Below are 19917 nucleotides of genomic sequence, written 5' to 3' on the forward strand. Positions count from 1 at the left end.
CTGTAAAATAAGATACTAAAAATCGTCTTATGTCTGGATCACTCCAACGTTAAATCTTTCGGTAATCGGCGCATGATTGGCTGCGGCTATCCCCATGCTGATCACTTTTCTAGTCTCGCGAGGATCTATCACTCCATCTACCCAAAGTCTGGACGCAGCATAGTAAGGACTTAGTTCCTCGTTGTACTTGGAAGTAATTTCATCCAGCAATTGTTTTTCATCTTCTGAAGTTATCTCCAACCCTTTTTTCTTCAAGCCTGCAACTTTAATCTGAAGCAAGGTGTTTGCTGCGGCAGCTCCAGACATTACAGCCATCTGAGCTGTAGGCCAGGAATAGATCAAGCGGGGATCATAGGCTTTTCCACACATGGCGTAATTACCTGCGCCATAGCTGTTGCCTAGTATGAATGTAAATTTTGGAACGACTGAATTTGCCATAGCATTTACCATTTTCGCGCCGTCCTTGATGATACCACCGTGTTCTGCTTTGCTCCCTACCATAAATCCGCTCACATCCTGAAGAAATACAAGTGGGATTTTCCGCTGGTTGCAATTCATAATAAATCGGGCTGCTTTGTCGGCTGAGTCAGAATAAATCACCCCGCCCATCTGCATTTCACCTTTGGCTGTTTTGACGATCTTCCGCTGATTTGCAACTATGCCCACAGCCCAACCATCAATTCTCGCAGTTCCACAAATCAGTGTTTTCCCATATTCTTCTTTGTACTCATCGAAGTCTCCCCCATCTACCAAACCTTTCACGATTTGAAACATATCGTAAGGCTTTACTCTTTCAATTGGAAAAGATTTCAGAAGTTCTTCGCCTTCCAAACCAGCTTTTTGCGATTCTGCTCGATCAAAACCTGCAGTAGGATTATGACCTATTTTGTCAAAAATCTTTCTGATCGCATCCAGGCAATCCTGATCTGTATCGTATTTATTATCGGTCACACCTGATATTTCACAATGCGTTGTGGCTCCACCTAATGTCTCATTGTCTATTGTCTCACCGATAGCTGATTTTACGAGATATGAGCCTGCCAAAAATATAGATCCCGTTTTATCAACAATCATTGCTTCGTCAGACATGATAGGTAAGTATGCCCCACCGGCCACACAGCTGCCCATTATTGCTGCAACTTGGATAATACCCATTGCAGACATTTTTGCATTGTTGCGGAATTGACGGCCAAAATGCTCTTTGTCTGGAAAAATCTCATTTTGCATTGGGAGAAATACTCCTGCACTATCTACTAAGTAAATCACAGGAATCTGATTTTCCATGGCGATTTCCTGAGCTCTAAGGTTTTTCTTAGCTGTCATCGGAAACCAAGCTCCAGCCTTCACTGTAGCATCATTGGCTACGATCATGCACATTCTCCCACTCACATAACCTATTCCAGTGACTACGCCTCCTGATGGACATCCACCCTCTTCGGTATACATGCCATCTGCAACAAATGCTCCTACTTCTAAAAAATCAGTGTCTTGATCCCGCAAGTAATCAATTCTCTCACGGGCCGTGAGCTTCCCTTTAGCGTGTTCTTTTTCTATTCTTTTGGCTCCTCCACCTAGTTTTACCTGTTCATATTTTGCCTGTAAATCCTGGAGTAAACTATCCATAGATGAATTGGAATTTCCGGTAGTAGTTGTCATTAGTCAAATTTGGGTTTAGATGTCATAACCAGTGCTTACTGCAATTAGTTAAGTCCCGAAGTTAAAAAAGAAAAAGCTAACCGTTGTAGTGGTCAAAGTCCCAGTCTCAGTATTCAGTCTTAAAACAGCAATTTGAAAAAGTAATACTAAGTATTTATTTGGGGCCCATGCGATCTAGACCTATAGGGACAATGCAGTTTTAATTTCAAATCAAAAAGCCCTTCTTCGATCGAAAAAGGGCTTAGCAATTGTTAAATCTTATGAAAATCAATTTTTCTCTATAGACTCTTTATAGTCTCTAATAGATCTGTATATCGCTGAGGCCATGTATTCCTTGCCTTCTTGGCTCATCAGGAATCGCTCCTCATTGCTATTGGACAAAAATCCCAATTCCACCAAAACAGATGGCATTGAAGGCGTCCAGAGCACATAAAACGGCCCTTGCTTCACGCCTCTGCTTTTGCGCCCAACTCGATCTCTAAATTGAGTCTCAACATTATCCGCCAAAGTCACAGAATTCTCAAAGTGAACCTTTGACATCAAATTGAACATCATGTAAGACTCCGGCGAAGATGGATCAAACCCTTCGTAGTTTTCCTCGTAGTTATCTTCCAATAGGATCACCGAGTTTTCTCGTTTTACGATATCAAAGTTTGCATCAAAGTGCTTTGTTCCCATCACGAAAGTCTCTGTTCCAAACGCTGATTTATTAGCAGCGGAATTGGAGTGAATAGAGACAAAGAGATGTGCTTTGTTATTATTGGCGATCATTGGACGGTCCTTAAGTGCAGGAAAACTATCATCGTCCCGAGTGTAAATCACTTCTACATCAGGCAGGTTTTCCTTGATGTATTTTCCGACTAAAAGTGTAACTGCAAGATTAATGTCTTTCTCCTTTGACCTAGAACCCAGATTACCAGGATCTTTACCTCCGTGGCCAGCATCCAAGACGATCTTTGTCATCTTAAAAGATGGTACCATGGATTCATTAGTGATAAAGCCGCCAAATACAAAGGGAATGCATAATATCAGACTAAGAAGAATTTTTTTGTTTTTGGACCGTTCCATGAGGGCAATAAAATTAACTTTACACGAAATTTCACTCAAATTAAATAAAGCGTAAGCAACAGTGCAGGGATTCAGGCTCTTTTTATTTTGCTTTTTTGGGCTATTGATTGTTCCGCTACTAGCGACTGCGCAAGACCCAGTTCGCAAGCTTGAAGAAAAACCACTAGCGGTTCCAGATTCGCTAATGCCACTTTCGCGAGAATTGATGGCTATGGATACTTTGCCCAATACTGCTGATACGCTCGCTCTTACTGATTCGACAAAAATTATGCCCAGGAGTGATATCACTACAGATATTAGGTATTACGGAGAAGATAGTATCGTGTCAGATTTTACAGAAAACAAAATATATCTTTATAACCAAGCATGGTTCGAATACGGAACGATGCGTTTGGAAGCTGACTTGATTGTAATTGACTGGAAAAACTCAGAGCTCTACGCTTCCGGCGTCACGGATAGTTTGGGAAATGTAAGAGGAAATCCATTTTTCAAAGACGGAAATTCCTCCTATGAAATCAGGAAGGAGATGAAGTATAATTTCAAAACTCAGAAAGCTATTATAAAAGATGTCGTCACCGAGCAGCAAGACGGCATACTAAGAGGTGAAACGATCAAGAAAACCGCTGACGGTAGTATTTACTTGGCAAATGGTTATTACACCACTTGTACGCTCACTACTCCGCATTACCATGTAGCGGCTAATAAAATTAAATCTATTGAAGGAGGTCAAGTAGTAGCAGGACCTTTCAATCTCTTTTTTAATGGTATTCCCACACCACTTGGGTTGCCTTTTGGGATAATACCAAATACTCCAGAGGAGAAAGCTTCAGGCTTGATTTTTCCAAGCTATGGACAAGAGCAAAAAAGAGGACTTTACCTCCGTGACTTAGGTTATTATTTTGCCATCAATGATTACATACACGCTAGAATAACTGGTGACATCTATTCTAATGGAGGTTGGGGACTGAAATCACAATCCATTTATAAAAAGCGCTACAGGTTTGCCGGGTCTTTTAATATTGACTTTCAAAAGTTTAGATCTCCGGAAACTGAACTGAATCCAGTCGATTACAATACGTTCCGAATCCAATGGTCTCATAACCCTGAATCAAGAGGTAACAGCCGATTCTCAGCTTCGGTAAATGCAGGTTCCACGAGTTACTTCAACAACATAGTCAACCCTAACAACTTCACGAATAATGTAACCTCGGATTTATCTTCGAATATCCAATATTCTAAGACTTTCACCGGAACTCCTTTTTCTTTCGGTGCGAGCATGAGACATTCTCAAAGTGTGCAGACGGGAGAAGTTCAGCTGAGTCTACCTAACATGAACTTAAGCATGAATAGGCAAAGCCCGTTTAAGAATATGAAATTTGAACCGCTGAAGACATTAAATATTGCATACAACTTTGACCTCCAAAACTCCATTACTAACAAAGTGACTCAGGAATTCGGAGTCAATCCAGATTTAGTGGAAAACACTGACACTCCTGACTTGGTCGATTTTACCCCCGCAAATTTTGGCTATCTACTTCAGAATGCAAAAAATGGAGCCAGAAACAGAATTCCTATCAGCTCAAATTTTAGACTTTTTAAATATTTCACAGGTACAGCATCTGCCAACCTAACTGAGCTATGGTACCTCAAAAGGATTAATTATTTCTATAATCCATCTGAAGAGAGAGTAGATAAAATCATAGAAGACGGCTTTAATCGGGTTACTTTTTATTCTAGCTCATTCAGTTTAAACACCAACATCTATGGCTTTTTCAACTTCAAAAGAGGAAAAATCCAGACCATACGCCAGCATATTCAACCTTCCTTGAGTGTTAATTTTTCTCCCGATTTCTCAGATCCTTCCTTAGGGTATTTCCAAGAGGTGCGAGTTAACAATGAAGGGGACACACGTTTGTTTGATAGATATCAAGGATTCTCTTATAGTGGTGCTCCAATGGGAGAAAGCAGAGCGATGGCATTTAGTATCCGCAGTGTGTTGGAAGCAAAGGTTATCGATAAAAAAGATTCAACCCAGGAGAATGCTACTAAGAAAATACCTTTACTTGAAAATATCGATCTGAACTCCAGCTATAATTTTGCAGCAGATTCCTTTAAGCTTGCTCCTATTCGAATCAGCGCCCGAACCAGCTTTTTTGACAGAAAGCTCTCTGTAAACATGAGTTCGACGCTTGACCCCTATGCAACTGGAACATTTATTAATACAAACGGTGCTGAAATCACAAGGTCTGTCAATCAATTTGCCTGGAAAAATGGTCAAGGATTAGGCACCATACGAAATGCTTCGCTAAATATGAATGCCTCGATCAACCCAAGTAGTGCACAAAACCCAGGTGAAGTGCGAGATGAACTCACCAATGAATTTATGCAGCAAGGCGGCGTGATGAATGAGTTTGTAGAAAGTGAAATCAATAGAATTTCGACTGACCCTAGTCAATACATTGATTGGAATATTCCATGGAATATGTCGTTTGGCTATGTGCTTTCCTATAGCAATCAGGTCTCAGGAACCAAAAGAATCACGCAAACAGTCAGTGTAAGAGGTGATTTTTCCCTATCTGAAAAATGGAAAATCAACTTCAACACAGGCTTTGATGCCCAAACAAAAAAACTGACGCAGACGATGGTCGGTATTGCAAGGGATCTGCATTGCTGGCAAATGAATGTGAACTGGGTTCCTTTTGGGGCATTCACATCCTACAATATCGACATCCGAGTGAAGTCAACCATTCTTCAGGATTTGAAGGTTTCTAGGCGACGATCGTTTTTTGACAGGTAAATCAATTCATTACCCTAAATTTTGTAGTCTGGAAAAAAAATTCAGGTTTCATATTTCTGATTTCAGCCTTTTATCAAACTCTCGATCTGCTAAGCGGCATAGTCATGCATCTTGGTCCTCCCAGACCTCTGGAAAGCTCAGAAGAAGGAATCTCCAAAACCTCTACTCCTTTCTCCCGAAGTGCACGGTTGGTGTGAATGTTTCTATTGTATGAAATAACTCGGCGTGGGCCAATAGCAAAGACATTTGCCCCATCAAACCATTGCTCACGCATGGCGTAATCGGGATTTCCGTCTGCGGTATGGAGAACCTCCAGATGTGGGATTTCCCGCTCCAAGATCGTAAGCAAGGATTCTTTGAGAACTTCTCGTTTGATAACCACCTTATCATCTCTGATCTCTTTCAACGTATAAAGCGAAGTCTGCAACACTGAATTCAATGCGTCAGGATAAGTCAGGGCAAGATTTTCATCCAATATGGTAAACACCGTATCCAGGTGCATATACTGACGCTTTTGGGGAAGGTGAACTTCATAAACCCGCTCCACAGTACCTTCACCGAGCAAGGCTTTTGCTGCATGATAAATCGCTTTCTCTTCTGTTCGCTCAGAATTCCCAATGGCAACCGCTTTTTGCGAAAGAATAATAACGTCACCACCTTCAATACTCGGAGGGCTATGCATTCCCTCAGCAGGATAAAGCTTATTGATATTGTCCTTGAAGTCAGGGTGATTCTCAAAAATTGTCCGTAACAAATCCGCCTCTCGCTGTCTTCCTTCCATTTTCATACTGGAAAAAATAATTCCCCCAGGAGTGACAGCCATAGGATCACGCTGGAAATACAAATTCGGACAAGGGGCTATCGCAAAAGCATAATCCATCAATTCCCCAGAATTCAGTTTTGGAATTTTACGCTTCAACTCATGAATCTTCAAACCACCTGTAAGAATCCCCGCACATTCGGCAGTAGAATATCGCTCGAGAATTGCCTCTGCTAAATGTGATAAACCTGAACGCTGAAGTGCATTTTGCATCAACTTTAGTAGAATCTGCTGGTCGTAAAGCACGCGAATCAAAAGTTCTCTAAGCTGATAAACCATCGCACCAGTAGATGCCTTTACTAGATTTGAAAAAGTATCGTGCTCTTTCTGCAAAGCTTCCAAATAAGGAACATCATCAAAGAGCAAAAACTCCTTATTGTAGGGAGTTAGTCGATCAATTTCCTTCCCCGGTCTATGCATCAAGACAGCTTTGAGCGTCCCGAATTCTGAATTAAGTCTAAGGTTCATTTAATTAGCATTTTGTTATCTATTTTAATGAATTGTTGCCATTTTCCAAAAAATTAAAGCTTTTGATTGAGGGAAATGAAAAATAAAGTTGAAAGTATGCGCTTTTAATTTAAGATTTATTCCTACAACAATTACCTGGAATTTAAATGGGGTATCATTGTTGAATAGAAATAGATTCAACTAAGCCAATTTCAATGAAATTAGAAAATACAACATTCAAAAAACTTTCCTTCACTTTTACTTTGGCCAGTGCGCTTTTTCTTGGAAGCTGCGATACGCTAACCCAGTTAAGCAAAGCTTTGGACCTCGGAACACCTACAGAATCTGAAATCAATTCAGGACTGAAAGAGGCCTTGGAATATGGAACCAGCTATGCTTCAGAGCGCCTATCGAAGGAAGATGGCTACTTAGGGAATTTGGCTATCAAAATTGCCTTTCCGGAAGAAGCTAAAAAAGTAGAAAACACCCTTCGCACTTTAGGATTAGGAAGCCTTTGCGATCAGGTAATCACCAGCGTAAATCGTGCTGCTGAGGATGCAGCTATAGAGGCGAAGCCTATATTCGTAGCTGCAATCAAAGATATGAGTATCGCAGATGTGAAAAATATCCTACTTGGAGCTGATAATGCCGCGACGCAATACTTTGAGAATAAAACTACTAATTCATTGGAAGGGAAGTTCAAACCAATTATTGAAAGTAGTCTCACTAAGGTAGGAGCGACAAAATACTGGAGTGATGTAATCACCCGATACAATAAAATCCCTCTCATGACTCCGATAGAGGCCGATCTATCTAAGTATGTTACACAAAAAGCGATTGATGGACTCTTTTATGAAATCGCTAAAGAAGAATTGAAAATCAGGGAAAATGTGGCTGCCAGAAGTACAGTTTTACTACAAAAAGTTTTTGGCTATGCGGAACGAGCTAAAAGTGGAACTGGGACTGGGATTTAAAAGAAATAACATTTCAGGCATATGAAAGCCGAGCTAATTTGTAGCTCGGCTTTCTTGTTTATCAGGGTGTGAAACAGCGGTTATTTCCCTACTACTTTGATCAGCATACCTTTATCCACTTGATCTGTCAAAAGCATTCCGTTCAACAAAGAAAGCTCTTCAAATCGCTCTGCTGGCATTCCGTAATACCTAAACGCCGCTTCCAAAGACATGGAGTTTGGAATGGTTTTGATCTTTAAAACGTCAGGTTTACGATTCAACTTTTCCGAATCTCGCAATTCCTTAAAGTCTCTGATAGTTCTTGAAAATAGGGCTTGATAAGAATTAAAGTTAGCCACATCGGTCACTCCCATCAGGCTGTAGATATTCCCTTCAAACTGAATCAAAGAAGAAAGAACCCGGATGGTAGTGGCTTGCTCTTGCACATTATCGGCAACCATTAGTATTGCCGGCATTCCGTTGATAGTCTCCTTTTTAGATTCTACCAGTGTCAATCCGTAATTCTCCAAAACTGCATTGGCAGCTTCCTCCAAGTTAGCTCCAGAGGCTAAGGTGAGAATCATCACTGCATCACCTTCTGCAGGTGCCATTTGAAATTGTTGTGGACTATTCTGATGCTGCCATCCTGTTGGGACAGGAAACTGGATTTTCAGTACCGGATGATAGAATGCATTATTTTCTACAAAACCCTGCTTAGGATCTGCTCCCACAATCAACCCATCGATTCTCCTAAGGTAACTATCTCGATTTACTTCAAAATCTGTCAGTTGAGACTTTTCCTGCCACTTTTGCGCTAGCACCTCCACCGTGGCATTTCGCTCGTCTGGGGATGGGTGAGTGGAAAGAAAAGGTGGGATTTCATTGGCGCCAGTATTTGCCTGTTGTCTTTCCAGGGTTTCAAAGAAGTCCGCCATCTCTGTTGCGTCGTACCCGATTTGAGAAGAATATTCCACACCTAGCTCATCGGATTGCCGCTCTGCATCTCTACCAAACTTTAGCAAAGCCAATTGCATTCCCTGAGATAAAGGCTCCACAAACCGACCTAATTCAGGCACCAATATAACCCCTGCCAATAAACCTATCTGACCTAAAAGTTGGTTGCGCTGCTGGATCACTGAGTGCCTTGCAGTCACATGGCCAATCTCATGGCCTAATACTCCTGCGAACTCCGCTTCGTTGTTGAAATGTGCCATAATCCCTCTGGTGAAATACACAAAACCACCAGGGACTGCAAAGGCATTGATTACCGGAGAGTCAACGATTTTAAACTCATAGGCTAATTTTGGACGGTGAGAAATGGCTGCCATTTCATTCCCTTTTTCCGTAATAAACTCTTGGAGCTGTGGGTCCTCATAAAGTCCAAAAAAAGCAATTACTTCCGGATCGGCTTGCTGACCCATGGCAATTTCCTGAGCTTCAGACATCAATACCAACTGCTTTTTTCCAGTGACAGGATTGATCGCGCAGCTACTCAAACTTAAGAGCAGCAGAACCGAAAATATTTTTAGAAAATCGGTGTATGTTTTCATAATATCAGAGGGTTGGGTAGTTTATTTACCCCTCATAGGGAAAATATCATTCCAATAAATTGCTGAAAGAAAATAAGCAAGTCGACGAATATATTCCATGCCCATCCGATCTATACTCTTTGGTTCTTGAAGTTAAAAACCTCAAAGAAAACCGTGATTGAGACACTCACGGTGACATTAAAATAAAAAAAAACCGAGCCTCTCAGCTCGGTTTTATACTTATAATCTTTAGGGTTAGTCGACCAGAGACACCGTCACAGCGTCACCTTCTTTGGTTACTTTCGCGACGCCTTTTCCTGTCAGGCCTTTCATCGCTACATCCCATTTCTTTCCACTTAGCCCGGCTTTTCCTTTTAGGTCGGCGATAGCCACTGGAGATTCTGCTTTCAGCAATTCAAAGATCCCTTTTTCCTCTTCAGTCATTTCTACCTGTTTTTTCTCAGGTCTCATCTGCGGGAAGAAAAGTACTTCTTGAATCGTCGTATTATTAGTCAACAACATCGTCAGACGATCGATTCCGATTCCCAAACCTGAAGTTGGCGGCATGCCGTATTCCAAAGCACGAAGGAAATCCTCATCCATTGCCATTGCCTCGTCATCGCCTCTTTCGGCCAGTTTCAACTGATCTTCAAATCGCTCACGCTGATCGATCGGATCGTTTAGCTCCGTGTAAGCATTTGCGATTTCTTTACCATTCACAAACAACTCAAATCGCTCTACCAAGCCCGGCTCAGTTCTATGCTTTTTCGCCAAAGGAGTCATCTCAATAGGATAATCAGTAATGTATGTTGGCTGGATCAAATTGGCCTCTACCTTCTCACCGAAGATCTCATCTACCAATTTGCCTTTGCCCATAGTAGCATCCACTTCAATTCCCATATCCAGACAAACCTTGCGCAAGCCTTCCTCATCCATCTTGCTCACATCGATTCCCGCATATTCCTTGATGGAATCATACATGGTTAGTCTTCTGTAAGGTCCGGCAAATTCTATCTCATTTTTACCAACAGTGATTTTGGTTTTACCATGAATGGCCTGAGTTACCTGCTCGATCAGTTCTTCCACCATTTCCATCATCCAGATGTAGTCTTTGTAGGCTACATAGATTTCCATGGAGGTGAATTCAGGATTATGCGTTCGGTCCATGCCTTCGTTTCGGAACATTTTCCCAAACTCATAAACTCCATCAAATCCGCCTACGATCAGCCTTTTCAGATAAAGCTCATTTGCGATTCTGAGGAAAAGCGGCATGTCCAAGGTATTGTGATGCGTGTCAAAAGGGCGCGCTGCAGCACCTCCATGAACAGCTTGTAGGATCGGAGTCTCCACTTCCAACCATCCATGATCGTCAAAATAGCGACGCATTTGCGTGATAATTCTGGAGCGGGTAATGAAAGTTTTCTTCACCTCGGGATTTACCGTCAAGTCCACATAGCGTTGACGGTATCTCATTTCAGGATCAGTAAATCCATCGTGGACATTTCCATCTTCGTCTCTTTTCACCACAGGAAGTGGTTTTACAGACTTGGACAGTACGGTCAACTCAGTCACATGAAGAGAAATCTCTCCAGTCTGAGTAGTAAAAATATAGCCTTTCAATCCAAGAAAATCACCGATTCCCAAGAGCTTTTTGAATACTGTATTGTAAAGAGTCTTGTCTTCGCCTTCGCAGATATCATCGCGACGCACATAGAATTGCAATCGCCCAGTAGCATCCTGAATCTCTCCAAAAGAAGCTGAACCCATGATTCTACGGCTCATTAGGCGGCCAGCTATCTCTATATTTTTATAGTCCAGCTTTCGGTTTTCGTAGTTGCGATGAATATCATCCGCAGTGACATTGATTGGGAATGCCTCTGCAGGATAGGGATTGATACCCAGCTTCATCAGTTCTTCCCGATCCTTACGTCTTTCTATTTCCTGCTCGCTCAAAAGTTGCATGCTATAATTTGAGAATTAATAATTTAAAATTTAAAATTTTCAGAATTCCACCAAGCTTGGCCAAATTTCGAAATGTGTTCCTGTTACTGAATATTTTTACTACTTCTTTATACTCACTTTTGAATGACACTGAGACTGCCAACTGACCACTGTAAACTGATCACTTACTCTTCTTCCTTCTCTCTACTTCCTTTTTGATCATAGAAAACTCCCGGCTGCTTTGTCCAGCAATACTGGAATTCTCTGAAGCTCTACGGATCAGGTAAGGCATTACCTTTTCCACGGGTCCATAAGGCACATATTTCAAAACCCGATATCCAGCATCCGCTAGATTAAAGGAAATATTGTCACTCATCCCATAGAGCTGTGCAAAGAAGACACGGTCAGACTCCTTATCTATTCCATACTTTTCGATCAACTCTACTACGAGATGATTACTTGCTTCATTATGCGATCCACTGACCAAGTAAACACCATTTGCTATGCAAAATTCCACACCAAAATTGTAATCCATATCAGTCGCTGCTTTGCTGGGCTGGATCGGACTTGGATAGCCCATTTCTTCTGCACGCTCTGCCTCTTTCTCCATATATGCTCCACGCACCAACTTAGCTCCTAAAAGAAACCCAAGCTCATCAGCCAATACTTTCGCTTCCTTCAATCTTCCAAGCATTTCGTGGCGATACATCTGATATGTGTTATAAACCACACATTTTTCCTTATTGTATTTCTCCATGGCTTCGTAGGTCAGCGTGTCGACCACATCCTGAAACCATGACTCTTCGGCATCGATCAGAATCTTCAATCCCAAATCGTAAGCCGTCTTACACAGCAAATCCACTCTTCCTTTGCAACGCTCATACGCCTGATATTCTGCTGGATTGAGAGCCTCACCTGCCTGGATTTTGATCAAAATATGATAATCACCTAAGCCTGTCACCTTAATTACACCGAATGGCATATAATCAGTTTTGGCTGACTCCACCATTGTCTGACGGATTTCTTCACAGGTTTTATCAAAGCTCTCCTCGTCACCTTTTCCCTCCACAGAGTAGTCCAAGATTGATTCCACTCCAAATTTGGCAAGTGACTTACAATCCTCAATGGTTTCTGCGATTGTTTCACCTCCACAAAAATGCCCAAACATGGTTTGCTTCATTATTCCTTTGATAGGCAAACCTAGCTTAAAGCCTATGTTGGTCAAAGCAATACCCAAATCAGACACAAACTTGTTATTCAACATGGCGAACACCAGGTGCATCTTCCTAAGCTCTGAATTGCTTTTCGAAGCGAAGGCAACTTTTAAGTTGTCAAAAGAAATAGTGGATTTGGTGGGCATATTCCAGAAATAAAGCTGCAAAGATATCAAAAAAACTGCTTTTGGGTTCCTTTTGTTATGATAATTGAGGGGTAAAAAGAGACGCAAGACAGGAGATATAATACTTAAGATTTGCGTCAATTCGAGCAAAGTCGAGAGCTCAAAGGTCTTTTTGTTCTGATCAAAAATTCTAGAGAGGTTCCTACTTATCAAAAATCAGTTGCAGCAATTCATTTATATTTTGGAACTTTCAAAACCAACATCCTTTCCCGTTATCTGCTCCAAACATTTTTAAACTTATTTCAAAAAATATTTAAATGCATTATTTAAACCTTTTTTACAAAAAATCAGAATATAATTCTGAAAGCACCTGGTTTTTTGGCTTGATTTTGAAAAATGCAAGGATTAGCCTGATTCTTTGAAGATTGTTTAAAGTAGCTAGCAAAAAATTAATTTTGATTTTAAAAATCACCACTTTACATTTGACACATGTTAAACACAGCCCCAACATATTTTAGCTTCTTTTACTTTTACTTTCGAAGACAAAATCGAATCGGAGTTGTGTATTGCCTAGCCTAAACTAAAAAGAAAATATAACACATAAAGCCCGATTCGCAAGAGTCGGGCTTTTTTCATTTAAAGCTCAGTAATTATGAAATCGAGCATGACAAAAAACATCACAAAGTGCGATGATATTAACCATGCGAGATTCCATGTGACCATTGAAAATAAATAACAAACACATGAAAGAACACAAGCAAATCAAAGACTGGGGTCTAGGACTCACAGGACCAACCATCATCGCAGGGCCTTGCTCCGCAGAGACTCCTGAACAAATCGAACAGATTTGTATCGAGATGAAAGAAAACAATGTCATCCCATCTATGTTCCGTGCCGGAATCTGGAAGCCAAGAACTAGACCAGGAAGTTTCGAAGGCATCGGAGAGGAAGGCCTAAAGTGGATGGAGATCGTTCGTCACCACCTAAATATCCCGATCACTGTAGAAGTAGGAAATGCAGCTCACGCGGAAATCGCCCTTAGAAACAACGTGGACGTCGTTTGGGTAGGTGCTAGAACTACCGTGAATCCTTTCGCAGTACAGGAAATTGCTGACGCATTAGCTGGTTCTGATATTCCTGTGATGGTAAAAAACCCAATGAACCCTGATCTTGATCTTTGGATGGGTGCACTTGAGAGATTCCACGCAGTAGGCCTGACTAAATTGGCGGCGATCCACAGAGGATTCTCTGACGCATACGACAAGAGATATAGAAACAAACCAAACTGGTCTATGCCGATGCACCTGAAACGTGTGTGGACTGGCATGGAAGTTATCAATGACCCTTCTCACATCGTAGGAAAAAGAGATGGAATCCTTGAAATCTCTCAGAAAGCGATGAACTTCGGTTTGGATGGTTTAATGATCGAAACTCACCATGATCCGGACAAAGCCTGGTCTGATGCTAAGCAGCAAGTAACTCCAGCTCGTTTGAAAGAAATTCTTTCAGCTATAGATTTCAAAAAACCTCTGGAATCTGAGCAGCCAAGCGAAAAATTGAATGACTTGAGAAGAGCTGTAGATCACCTGGATGATCAGCTATTGGATATTCTTCAGGAAAGATTCGCAGTGATCGACCAGATCGGAGCCCATAAGAGAGAGCATCACCTATCCGTATTTCAATCCAATCGCTGGAAAGAAGTAATGGAAGGCCGTACCGAAAAGGGAGTTAAGAAAAACCTTAGCGAGAAATTCATGCGTGAGTTGCTTTATTGTATCCACGAGGAATCCGTAAAGCGTCAGGAAAAGCAACTTAGAGAAGCGGATACGGTGAAGAAATAAAGAGGGTTCCGCAATGATCCCAGTAGCCTCATTTTCAGTGGTTGATTAGACGGAAGACCGATGACCGAAGTCGCCCTCTCGCTTGGTTTCATCGTCCAATATGCCACTTTGAGCATTACTAAGTCAAATGCGGAATTCAGTAAATGTAAAATTCATAAACACTGAGCTTATAGTAAATCTGAGGGGAATATTTCTCCTCAGATTTTTACTCTAATTTTAGACTCAGTAAAATCTCTTCTTCGTGGACTCTATAATCTTTTCTGAAAATGCATCTGTAGATTTGACCGCAGTACTCAGCGAAATCAACTACTCCAGTCTTTTTATTTTAACAGATGAAAACACCAAGGCTCATTGCCTGCCTTTGGTAGAAGAAGTTTTCCCTTCCAACAGTACTTTTTTCACCATTGAATCTGGCGAAAAGAATAAAACCATAGCTACCTGCATGCAAATCTGGGCTGCCATGACGGAAGCTCAACATGACAGAAAAGCGCTTTTTCTAAATATTGGAGGAGGGGTTTTAGGTGATATGGGTGGTTTTTGCGCCAGCATATACAAAAGGGGAATTCGCTTTATCAATATGCCGACTACCCTACTGTCTCAAGTGGATGCAAGTGTGGGTGGAAAATTGGGAGTGGATTTCGAAGGTTTGAAAAATCACTTGGGCGTTTTTAATGAGCCAGAGACGGTCATTGTAGCTTCTGAATTCCTGAAGACTTTGCCCAAACAAGAGCTAAGATCCGGCTTTGCTGAGATCATCAAACATGGTTTGATCCGGGATAAGAAATATTTCGAGAGTCTGGATTTTGAGCATTGGGAAAATTCCTATTGGACTCCGCTGATCCATCATTCTGTCGAGATCAAAAAATCTGTGGTCCAAGAAGACCCGAAAGAAGCTGGCTTGCGCAAAATCCTGAATTTTGGGCATACGATAGGTCATGCTTTTGAAACGTATTTTTTGGATGGACCAAAACACCTATTACATGGAGAAGCCATTGCTGTCGGAATGATTTGCGAAGCTTGGCTCTCACACAAGAAATTAGACCTTTCAATGCAAGAATTGCAGCAAATCCAATCTGCATTTTTGAAAGTATATGGCAAAATAGAAATTCTGGAAACTGATCTTCCGGCTGTTCTAGATTTTTGCCTACAAGACAAAAAGAATGAAGGCAAAGAACTGATGTTTTCTCTACTCCGTTCCATCGGAGATTGCACGTACAACATTCCTGTCACTAGGGAGGAAATACAAGAAGCAATCCAATATTACCAAAATTTACCTCAGACCTAATTACCAATATTTTGACTACTGAAACCAAGGAAACGATTCATCTGGCTCAGAAAACAGATTTTTCGGCTACACAAATCCCTCTTCCTTCTTCCAAAAGCGAGTCTAATCGCGTGCTAATTATTGATGCGCTCACGGAAGGAAAAAATGAACTCAGCAACCTGGCTGAAGCTCGTGATACGCAGACGATGATCTCTTTGCTGGAGAAAAACCCACCAGTTTTTGACGTGCTAGATGCGGGAACAACAATGCGATTCTTGACTGCTTACGCTACGATCACCAACCAAAACAAGGTCATGACTGGAACCCCACGGATGTGTGAGCGACCGATTGGAATTTTGGTGGATGCGCTCAGAACATTGGGTGCAGAGATTCATTATTTGGGAGTGGAAGGCTATCCACCCATGGCTGTTCATGGACTTACAGAGCAGAAAAGCAATAAAATAAAAATCAGAGGAGACGTTTCCAGCCAATACATTTCCGCAATTCTCATGATTGCTCCTTTGTTGCCCAAGGGCTTGGAGCTCGAATTGGAAGGCAAGGTAGGATCGCGATCTTACATAGAAATGACCTTGGATTCTATGTCTCAATTTGGAATCAGCTACGAATGGCAAGACAACAAAATCACTGTTGCCCATCAAGCTTATCAGCCTACTACATTCGCAGTAGAAAGTGACTGGTCCGGTGCTGGATACTGGTTCAGCTTATTAGCCTGTGCCGATTCTGGTGAGCTTTTTCTATCTGGATTGAAAGAAAACAGCCTCCAGGGAGATTCGGCCGTGGTAGAAATCATGGGGCAGCTTGGCATAAAAAGTACATTTAAGGATGGTGGAGTTTTACTGGAAAAGCAACCGGTAAAAGGGTTAACACATTGGGATTTCACTCACTGCCCAGACTTGGCCCAAACCATCACAGTGACTTGTGCGATCTTAGGGCAAAATGCGACGTTTACGGGATTGGAAAGTTTGAAAATCAAGGAGACGGATAGAATCTATGCATTGCAGCAAGAGCTGGCGAAGTTCAACGCAGATCTGAAGGAAATCGAACCTGAGGTGTATCAGGTGATTCCTTCTGTAACTATGCCTACTGAAGTAAAGATCCATACGTATGATGATCACAGAATGGCGATGGCATTTATGCCTTTGATCACCAAAACACGAGTAAGTATAGAAGATCCTTCCGTGGTGGATAAATCTTACCCAAGTTTCTGGAAGCATTGCCAGCTTGCGGGAATCTCCATCGTAAGCCAAGCTTAAGTTATGAGTACTTTAAAAATAGCCATCCAGGGCGTTCCTGGATCTTTTCACCATCAAGTCGCGCTTCGCAATTTTGGTGAGGATATAGAAATTCTTGATTACACCACTTTCGAACCAGTGGCAAGAGCGGTAGCAAATGGCGAAGCAGATTTTGCCGTGATGGCGATTGAGAACTCCATCGCCGGAGCGATTTTACCAAATTATGATTTGATTGATCGGTACGGATTGAACATTCAGGATGAATATTATTTGCCGATTGGGCACCAGTTCATGGCGCTTCCGGGCCATACGATTTCTGACATTAACGAGGTTCGCTCGCACCCTATGGCGCTGTTGCAGTGCAAAGCTTTTTTTGCGCAGCATCCACACATCAAACTGAAAGAAGACACCGACACTGCTTCCGTAGCGAGAGATATTGCCGCAGAAAACTTAAAAGGTGTTGCAGCAATCGCATCTACTATTGCAGCTGATATTTACGGCATGGAGATCATCGCACAGGATATCCAGACGGTGAAAAGTAACTTTACAAGATTTATAATCCTTCAAAAAGAAGATGTAAAGCCATCAGATGGGGCAAATAAAGCCTCAATTAAAGTGACCATTCAAAACCAAAAAGGTGGACTGGCCAAGTTGCTGACGTTGATCTCCGAAAATGGGATTGACTTAAGCAAAATCCAGTCGATTCCTGTGATAGAAAAACCTTGGGAATATGCATTCTTCATAGACTTGGTTTTTGAAGATCATTCCATTTTCTCGCAGACAATTGAGGAAATTCGGACTAGTTTTGGAGAGGTGAAAATTTTTGGAGAATACATAAGTAGGAAATAATGAAAGGCTTTGCAGATCGAGTAAACAGTGTAGAAGAGTACTACTTTTCCGCCAAGCTCAGAGAGGTGAATCAGATGATTGCTGATGGAAAACCAGTCATTAACTTAGGTATTGGAAGCCCGGATTTAGCGCCAGACAAAAATGTGATTGAGGCGCTAAAAAGCACCGCAGATAATTCGCAGGCGCACGGATACCAAAGTTATCAAGGAATTCCACAGCTGCGAACCTCCATCGCGAATTTCTATTCAAGGGAATATGGCGCGAGCTTAGATCCAAATAAGGAAATCCTTCCAATGATGGGTTCTAAAGAAGGTATCATGCATCTGAGCATGACGTTCCTGAATCCCGGAGATGAGGTTTTGATCCCAAATCCAGGCTATCCGACTTACACTTCCGTTACCAATTTACTTGGAGCCAAAGCAATTTATTACGGAATTGACCTAAGTAAAGCTGGTAGACCGAATCTGGAAGAATTGGAAAATCAGGACCTAAGTAAAGTGAAAACGATGTGGATCAATTATCCACACATGCCAACTGGCGCAACTGGAAGCAGAGCTATTTTGCAAGAGTTGGTGGCTTTTGCCAAAAAACATGAGATCGTTTTACTTCATGACAATCCTTACAGTCATATATTGACAAAAGAGCCGATCAGCATTCTGTCTATTGCAGGAGCGAAAGAGGTGGCGATGGAGCTAAATTCTCTGAGTAAAGTATTCAACATGCCAGGCTGGAGAGTGGGTATGCTGGTTGGACGGGAAGACTGGATTTCGAAAGTGCTGAAAGTGAAAAGTAACATGGATTCCGGGATGTTTCTGGGAATTCAGAAAGGAGCTGTTGCAGCACTTAATCTTGGTGAAAGCTGGTTTTCTGATATCGAAAGCACTTACCAGAGCCGTAGAAAACTGGTTTGGAAACTAGCTGACAAATTAAATCTGAGCTATGACACCAATGCTGCGGGGCTATTTGTCTGGTGCAAAGTGCCTGAAGGGAAATCGTCAGATCAAGTTGTTGACGAATTACTTTATGAGAGAAATATATTCATCACTCCAGGAAAGATCTTTGGATCAGCCGGCGAGGGGTATGTTCGCTTTTCGCTGTGTATGCCTGAGTTTAAAATACTGGAAGCAATAAACAGGATTAAGTAAATATTAACCACAGTCATACTATTGGGCTTATTTTCTTTGTTTAATGGGCTGGAAGACCGAAGATGCCTCAACACTAGAGTTAAGCATATAGTTGTGCTTTAGGAGAAGTAGAAAAAAATTAAAAAATAAGCATATGAAAAAATTACACATTGTAGGCTTGGGACTTCTTGGAGGTTCATTTGGCTTGGCAGCAAAGAATAAATTTCCTGAAATTCTTATTACAGGCACTGATGCAAGTGAGAAAAATCTTCAGGATGCATTAAATCTTGGAATCATTCAAGAGTCCAAAGATGCACCAGATGCAGATACTGATATCGTCATATTGGCTACTCCTGCAGACACTTTGGGCGATTTACTTTCGAAAACTCTTGATCAAATTGGTGAAAACACCTTAGTTTTTGACGTGGGATCTACCAAAGCAAAACTTTGTGCTTTGGCGGCGGGGCATCCAAAAAGAAAACAATATCTAGCTGCCCACCCGATTGCCGGAACGGAGTATTCTGGGCCAAAAGCAGCATTTGCAGGTCTGCTGGACCGCAAAGTACTTATCGTCTGTGAGCTAGAGCAAACTGATTTGCAATTGAAGGAGAAGGCATATGAGCTTTTTGATGCATTGAATCTGAAATTGAGATTTATGGATCCGGAGGAGCATGATCGTCATTTGGCATTTGTATCTCACTTGTCGCATATTTCCTCATTTATGCTTGGCAAAACTGTACTGCAAAAAATGGAAGATGAGAAAAACATCTTTGACATGGCAGGTTCTGGATTTGCTTCCACGGTGCGTCTGGCAAAGTCTAGCCCGGCCATGTGGTCGCCTATTTTTACAGAAAACAAGGATAATATCTTATCAGCTTTAGATGGCTATATTTCGAATTTGACAGCATTCCGTGATAAGATTTCGGCTAGTGACGGACAAGGATTATCTGATGATATGGCTGAAATCAATAAGATTGGGGATATTCTGGATTTGGAAAAATGAGTTGATTTCTAATTTCGGATGTATGATTTCAAA

14 protein-coding genes are annotated in these 19917 nt (G+C 41.6%); 8 read left to right on the forward strand and 6 right to left on the reverse strand.

Translation table 11 applies throughout. From position 1 onward, the window contains the following. Window positions 1–27: 27 nt before the first annotated feature. Window positions 28–1623 (reverse strand): acyl-CoA carboxylase subunit beta, encoded by a 1596-nt coding sequence (locus tag LV83_RS16885; protein WP_245947087.1) that lies wholly within the window; start codon window positions 1621–1623, stop codon window positions 28–30. Between the two features lie 300 nt (window positions 1624–1923). Continuing rightward, the gene (locus LV83_RS16890; protein WP_111612741.1) at window positions 1924–2724 is read right to left on the reverse strand and encodes an N-acetylmuramoyl-L-alanine amidase family protein; all 801 of its coding nucleotides are present in this window, start codon (window positions 2722–2724) and stop codon (window positions 1924–1926) included. Window positions 2725–2785: 61 nt separating this feature from the next. Here LV83_RS16890 and LV83_RS16895 point away from each other — a divergent pair, with 61 nt between their 5' ends. After that, the gene (locus LV83_RS16895; RefSeq protein ID WP_245947083.1) at window positions 2786–5521 is read left to right on the forward strand and encodes a putative LPS assembly protein LptD; all 2736 of its coding nucleotides are present in this window, start codon (window positions 2786–2788) and stop codon (window positions 5519–5521) included. A gap of 73 nt (window positions 5522–5594) precedes the next feature. Here the strand turns inward: LV83_RS16895 and LV83_RS16900 are convergent, their stop codons facing one another. Continuing rightward, a complete protein-coding gene (locus LV83_RS16900) occupies window positions 5595–6809 on the reverse strand; it encodes an arginine deiminase (protein ID WP_111612742.1) in 1215 nt (404 codons plus the stop codon). Window positions 6810–7003: 194 nt separating this feature from the next. Here LV83_RS16900 and LV83_RS16905 point away from each other — a divergent pair, with 194 nt between their 5' ends. Continuing rightward, on the forward strand, window positions 7004–7762 hold the full coding sequence (locus LV83_RS16905; RefSeq protein WP_111612743.1) for a DUF4197 domain-containing protein: 759 nt from the start codon (window positions 7004–7006) through the stop codon (window positions 7760–7762). Window positions 7763–7842: 80 nt separating this feature from the next. Here LV83_RS16905 and LV83_RS16910 read toward each other — a convergent pair whose 3' ends face one another. The 3 genes from LV83_RS16910 to LV83_RS16920 all read right to left on the reverse strand — a co-directional run bounded on the left by LV83_RS16910 (window position 7843) and on the right by LV83_RS16920 (window position 12571). After that, the gene (locus tag LV83_RS16910) at window positions 7843–9291 is read right to left on the reverse strand and encodes a M48 family metalloprotease (protein WP_111612744.1); all 1449 of its coding nucleotides are present in this window, start codon (window positions 9289–9291) and stop codon (window positions 7843–7845) included. A 234-nt stretch (window positions 9292–9525) separates the two neighbouring features. Then, window positions 9526–11232: a lysine--tRNA ligase gene (gene lysS / locus LV83_RS16915; protein ID WP_111612745.1), complete on the reverse strand. Its 1707-nt coding sequence runs from the start codon at window positions 11230–11232 to the stop codon at window positions 9526–9528. Between the two features lie 160 nt (window positions 11233–11392). After that, complete coding sequence (locus LV83_RS16920; protein WP_111612746.1) at window positions 11393–12571, reverse strand: proline dehydrogenase family protein; 1179 nt, start codon at window positions 12569–12571, stop codon at window positions 11393–11395. 722 nt (window positions 12572–13293) lie between these two features. Here LV83_RS16920 and LV83_RS16925 point away from each other — a divergent pair. From LV83_RS16925 to LV83_RS16950, 6 genes are all read left to right on the forward strand, one after another. After that, window positions 13294–14391 (forward strand): chorismate mutase, encoded by a 1098-nt coding sequence (locus LV83_RS16925; protein WP_111612747.1) that lies wholly within the window; start codon window positions 13294–13296, stop codon window positions 14389–14391. 241 nt (window positions 14392–14632) lie between these two features. Further along, window positions 14633–15676 (forward strand): 3-dehydroquinate synthase, encoded by a 1044-nt coding sequence (gene aroB, locus LV83_RS16930; protein WP_111612748.1) that lies wholly within the window; start codon window positions 14633–14635, stop codon window positions 15674–15676. Window positions 15677–15687: 11 nt separating this feature from the next. Beyond that, on the forward strand, window positions 15688–16929 hold the full coding sequence (locus LV83_RS16935; RefSeq protein WP_111612749.1) for a 3-phosphoshikimate 1-carboxyvinyltransferase: 1242 nt from the start codon (window positions 15688–15690) through the stop codon (window positions 16927–16929). Between the two features lie 3 nt (window positions 16930–16932). Next, complete coding sequence (locus tag LV83_RS16940; protein ID WP_111612750.1) at window positions 16933–17757, forward strand: prephenate dehydratase; 825 nt, start codon at window positions 16933–16935, stop codon at window positions 17755–17757. Continuing rightward, on the forward strand, window positions 17757–18902 hold the full coding sequence (locus tag LV83_RS16945; RefSeq protein ID WP_111612751.1) for a pyridoxal phosphate-dependent aminotransferase: 1146 nt from the start codon (window positions 17757–17759) through the stop codon (window positions 18900–18902). The genes LV83_RS16940 and LV83_RS16945 overlap by 1 nt, the downstream gene beginning before the upstream one ends. Window positions 18903–19035: 133 nt before the next feature. After that, window positions 19036–19884, forward strand: a complete 849-nt coding sequence (locus LV83_RS16950; protein WP_111612752.1) for a prephenate dehydrogenase — start codon at window positions 19036–19038, stop codon at window positions 19882–19884. Window positions 19885–19917: the final 33 nt, after the last annotated feature.

It is taken from the genome of Algoriphagus yeomjeoni (assembly GCF_003259505.1).
Taxonomy (GTDB): Bacteria; Bacteroidota; Bacteroidia; order Cytophagales; family Cyclobacteriaceae; genus Algoriphagus; species Algoriphagus yeomjeoni.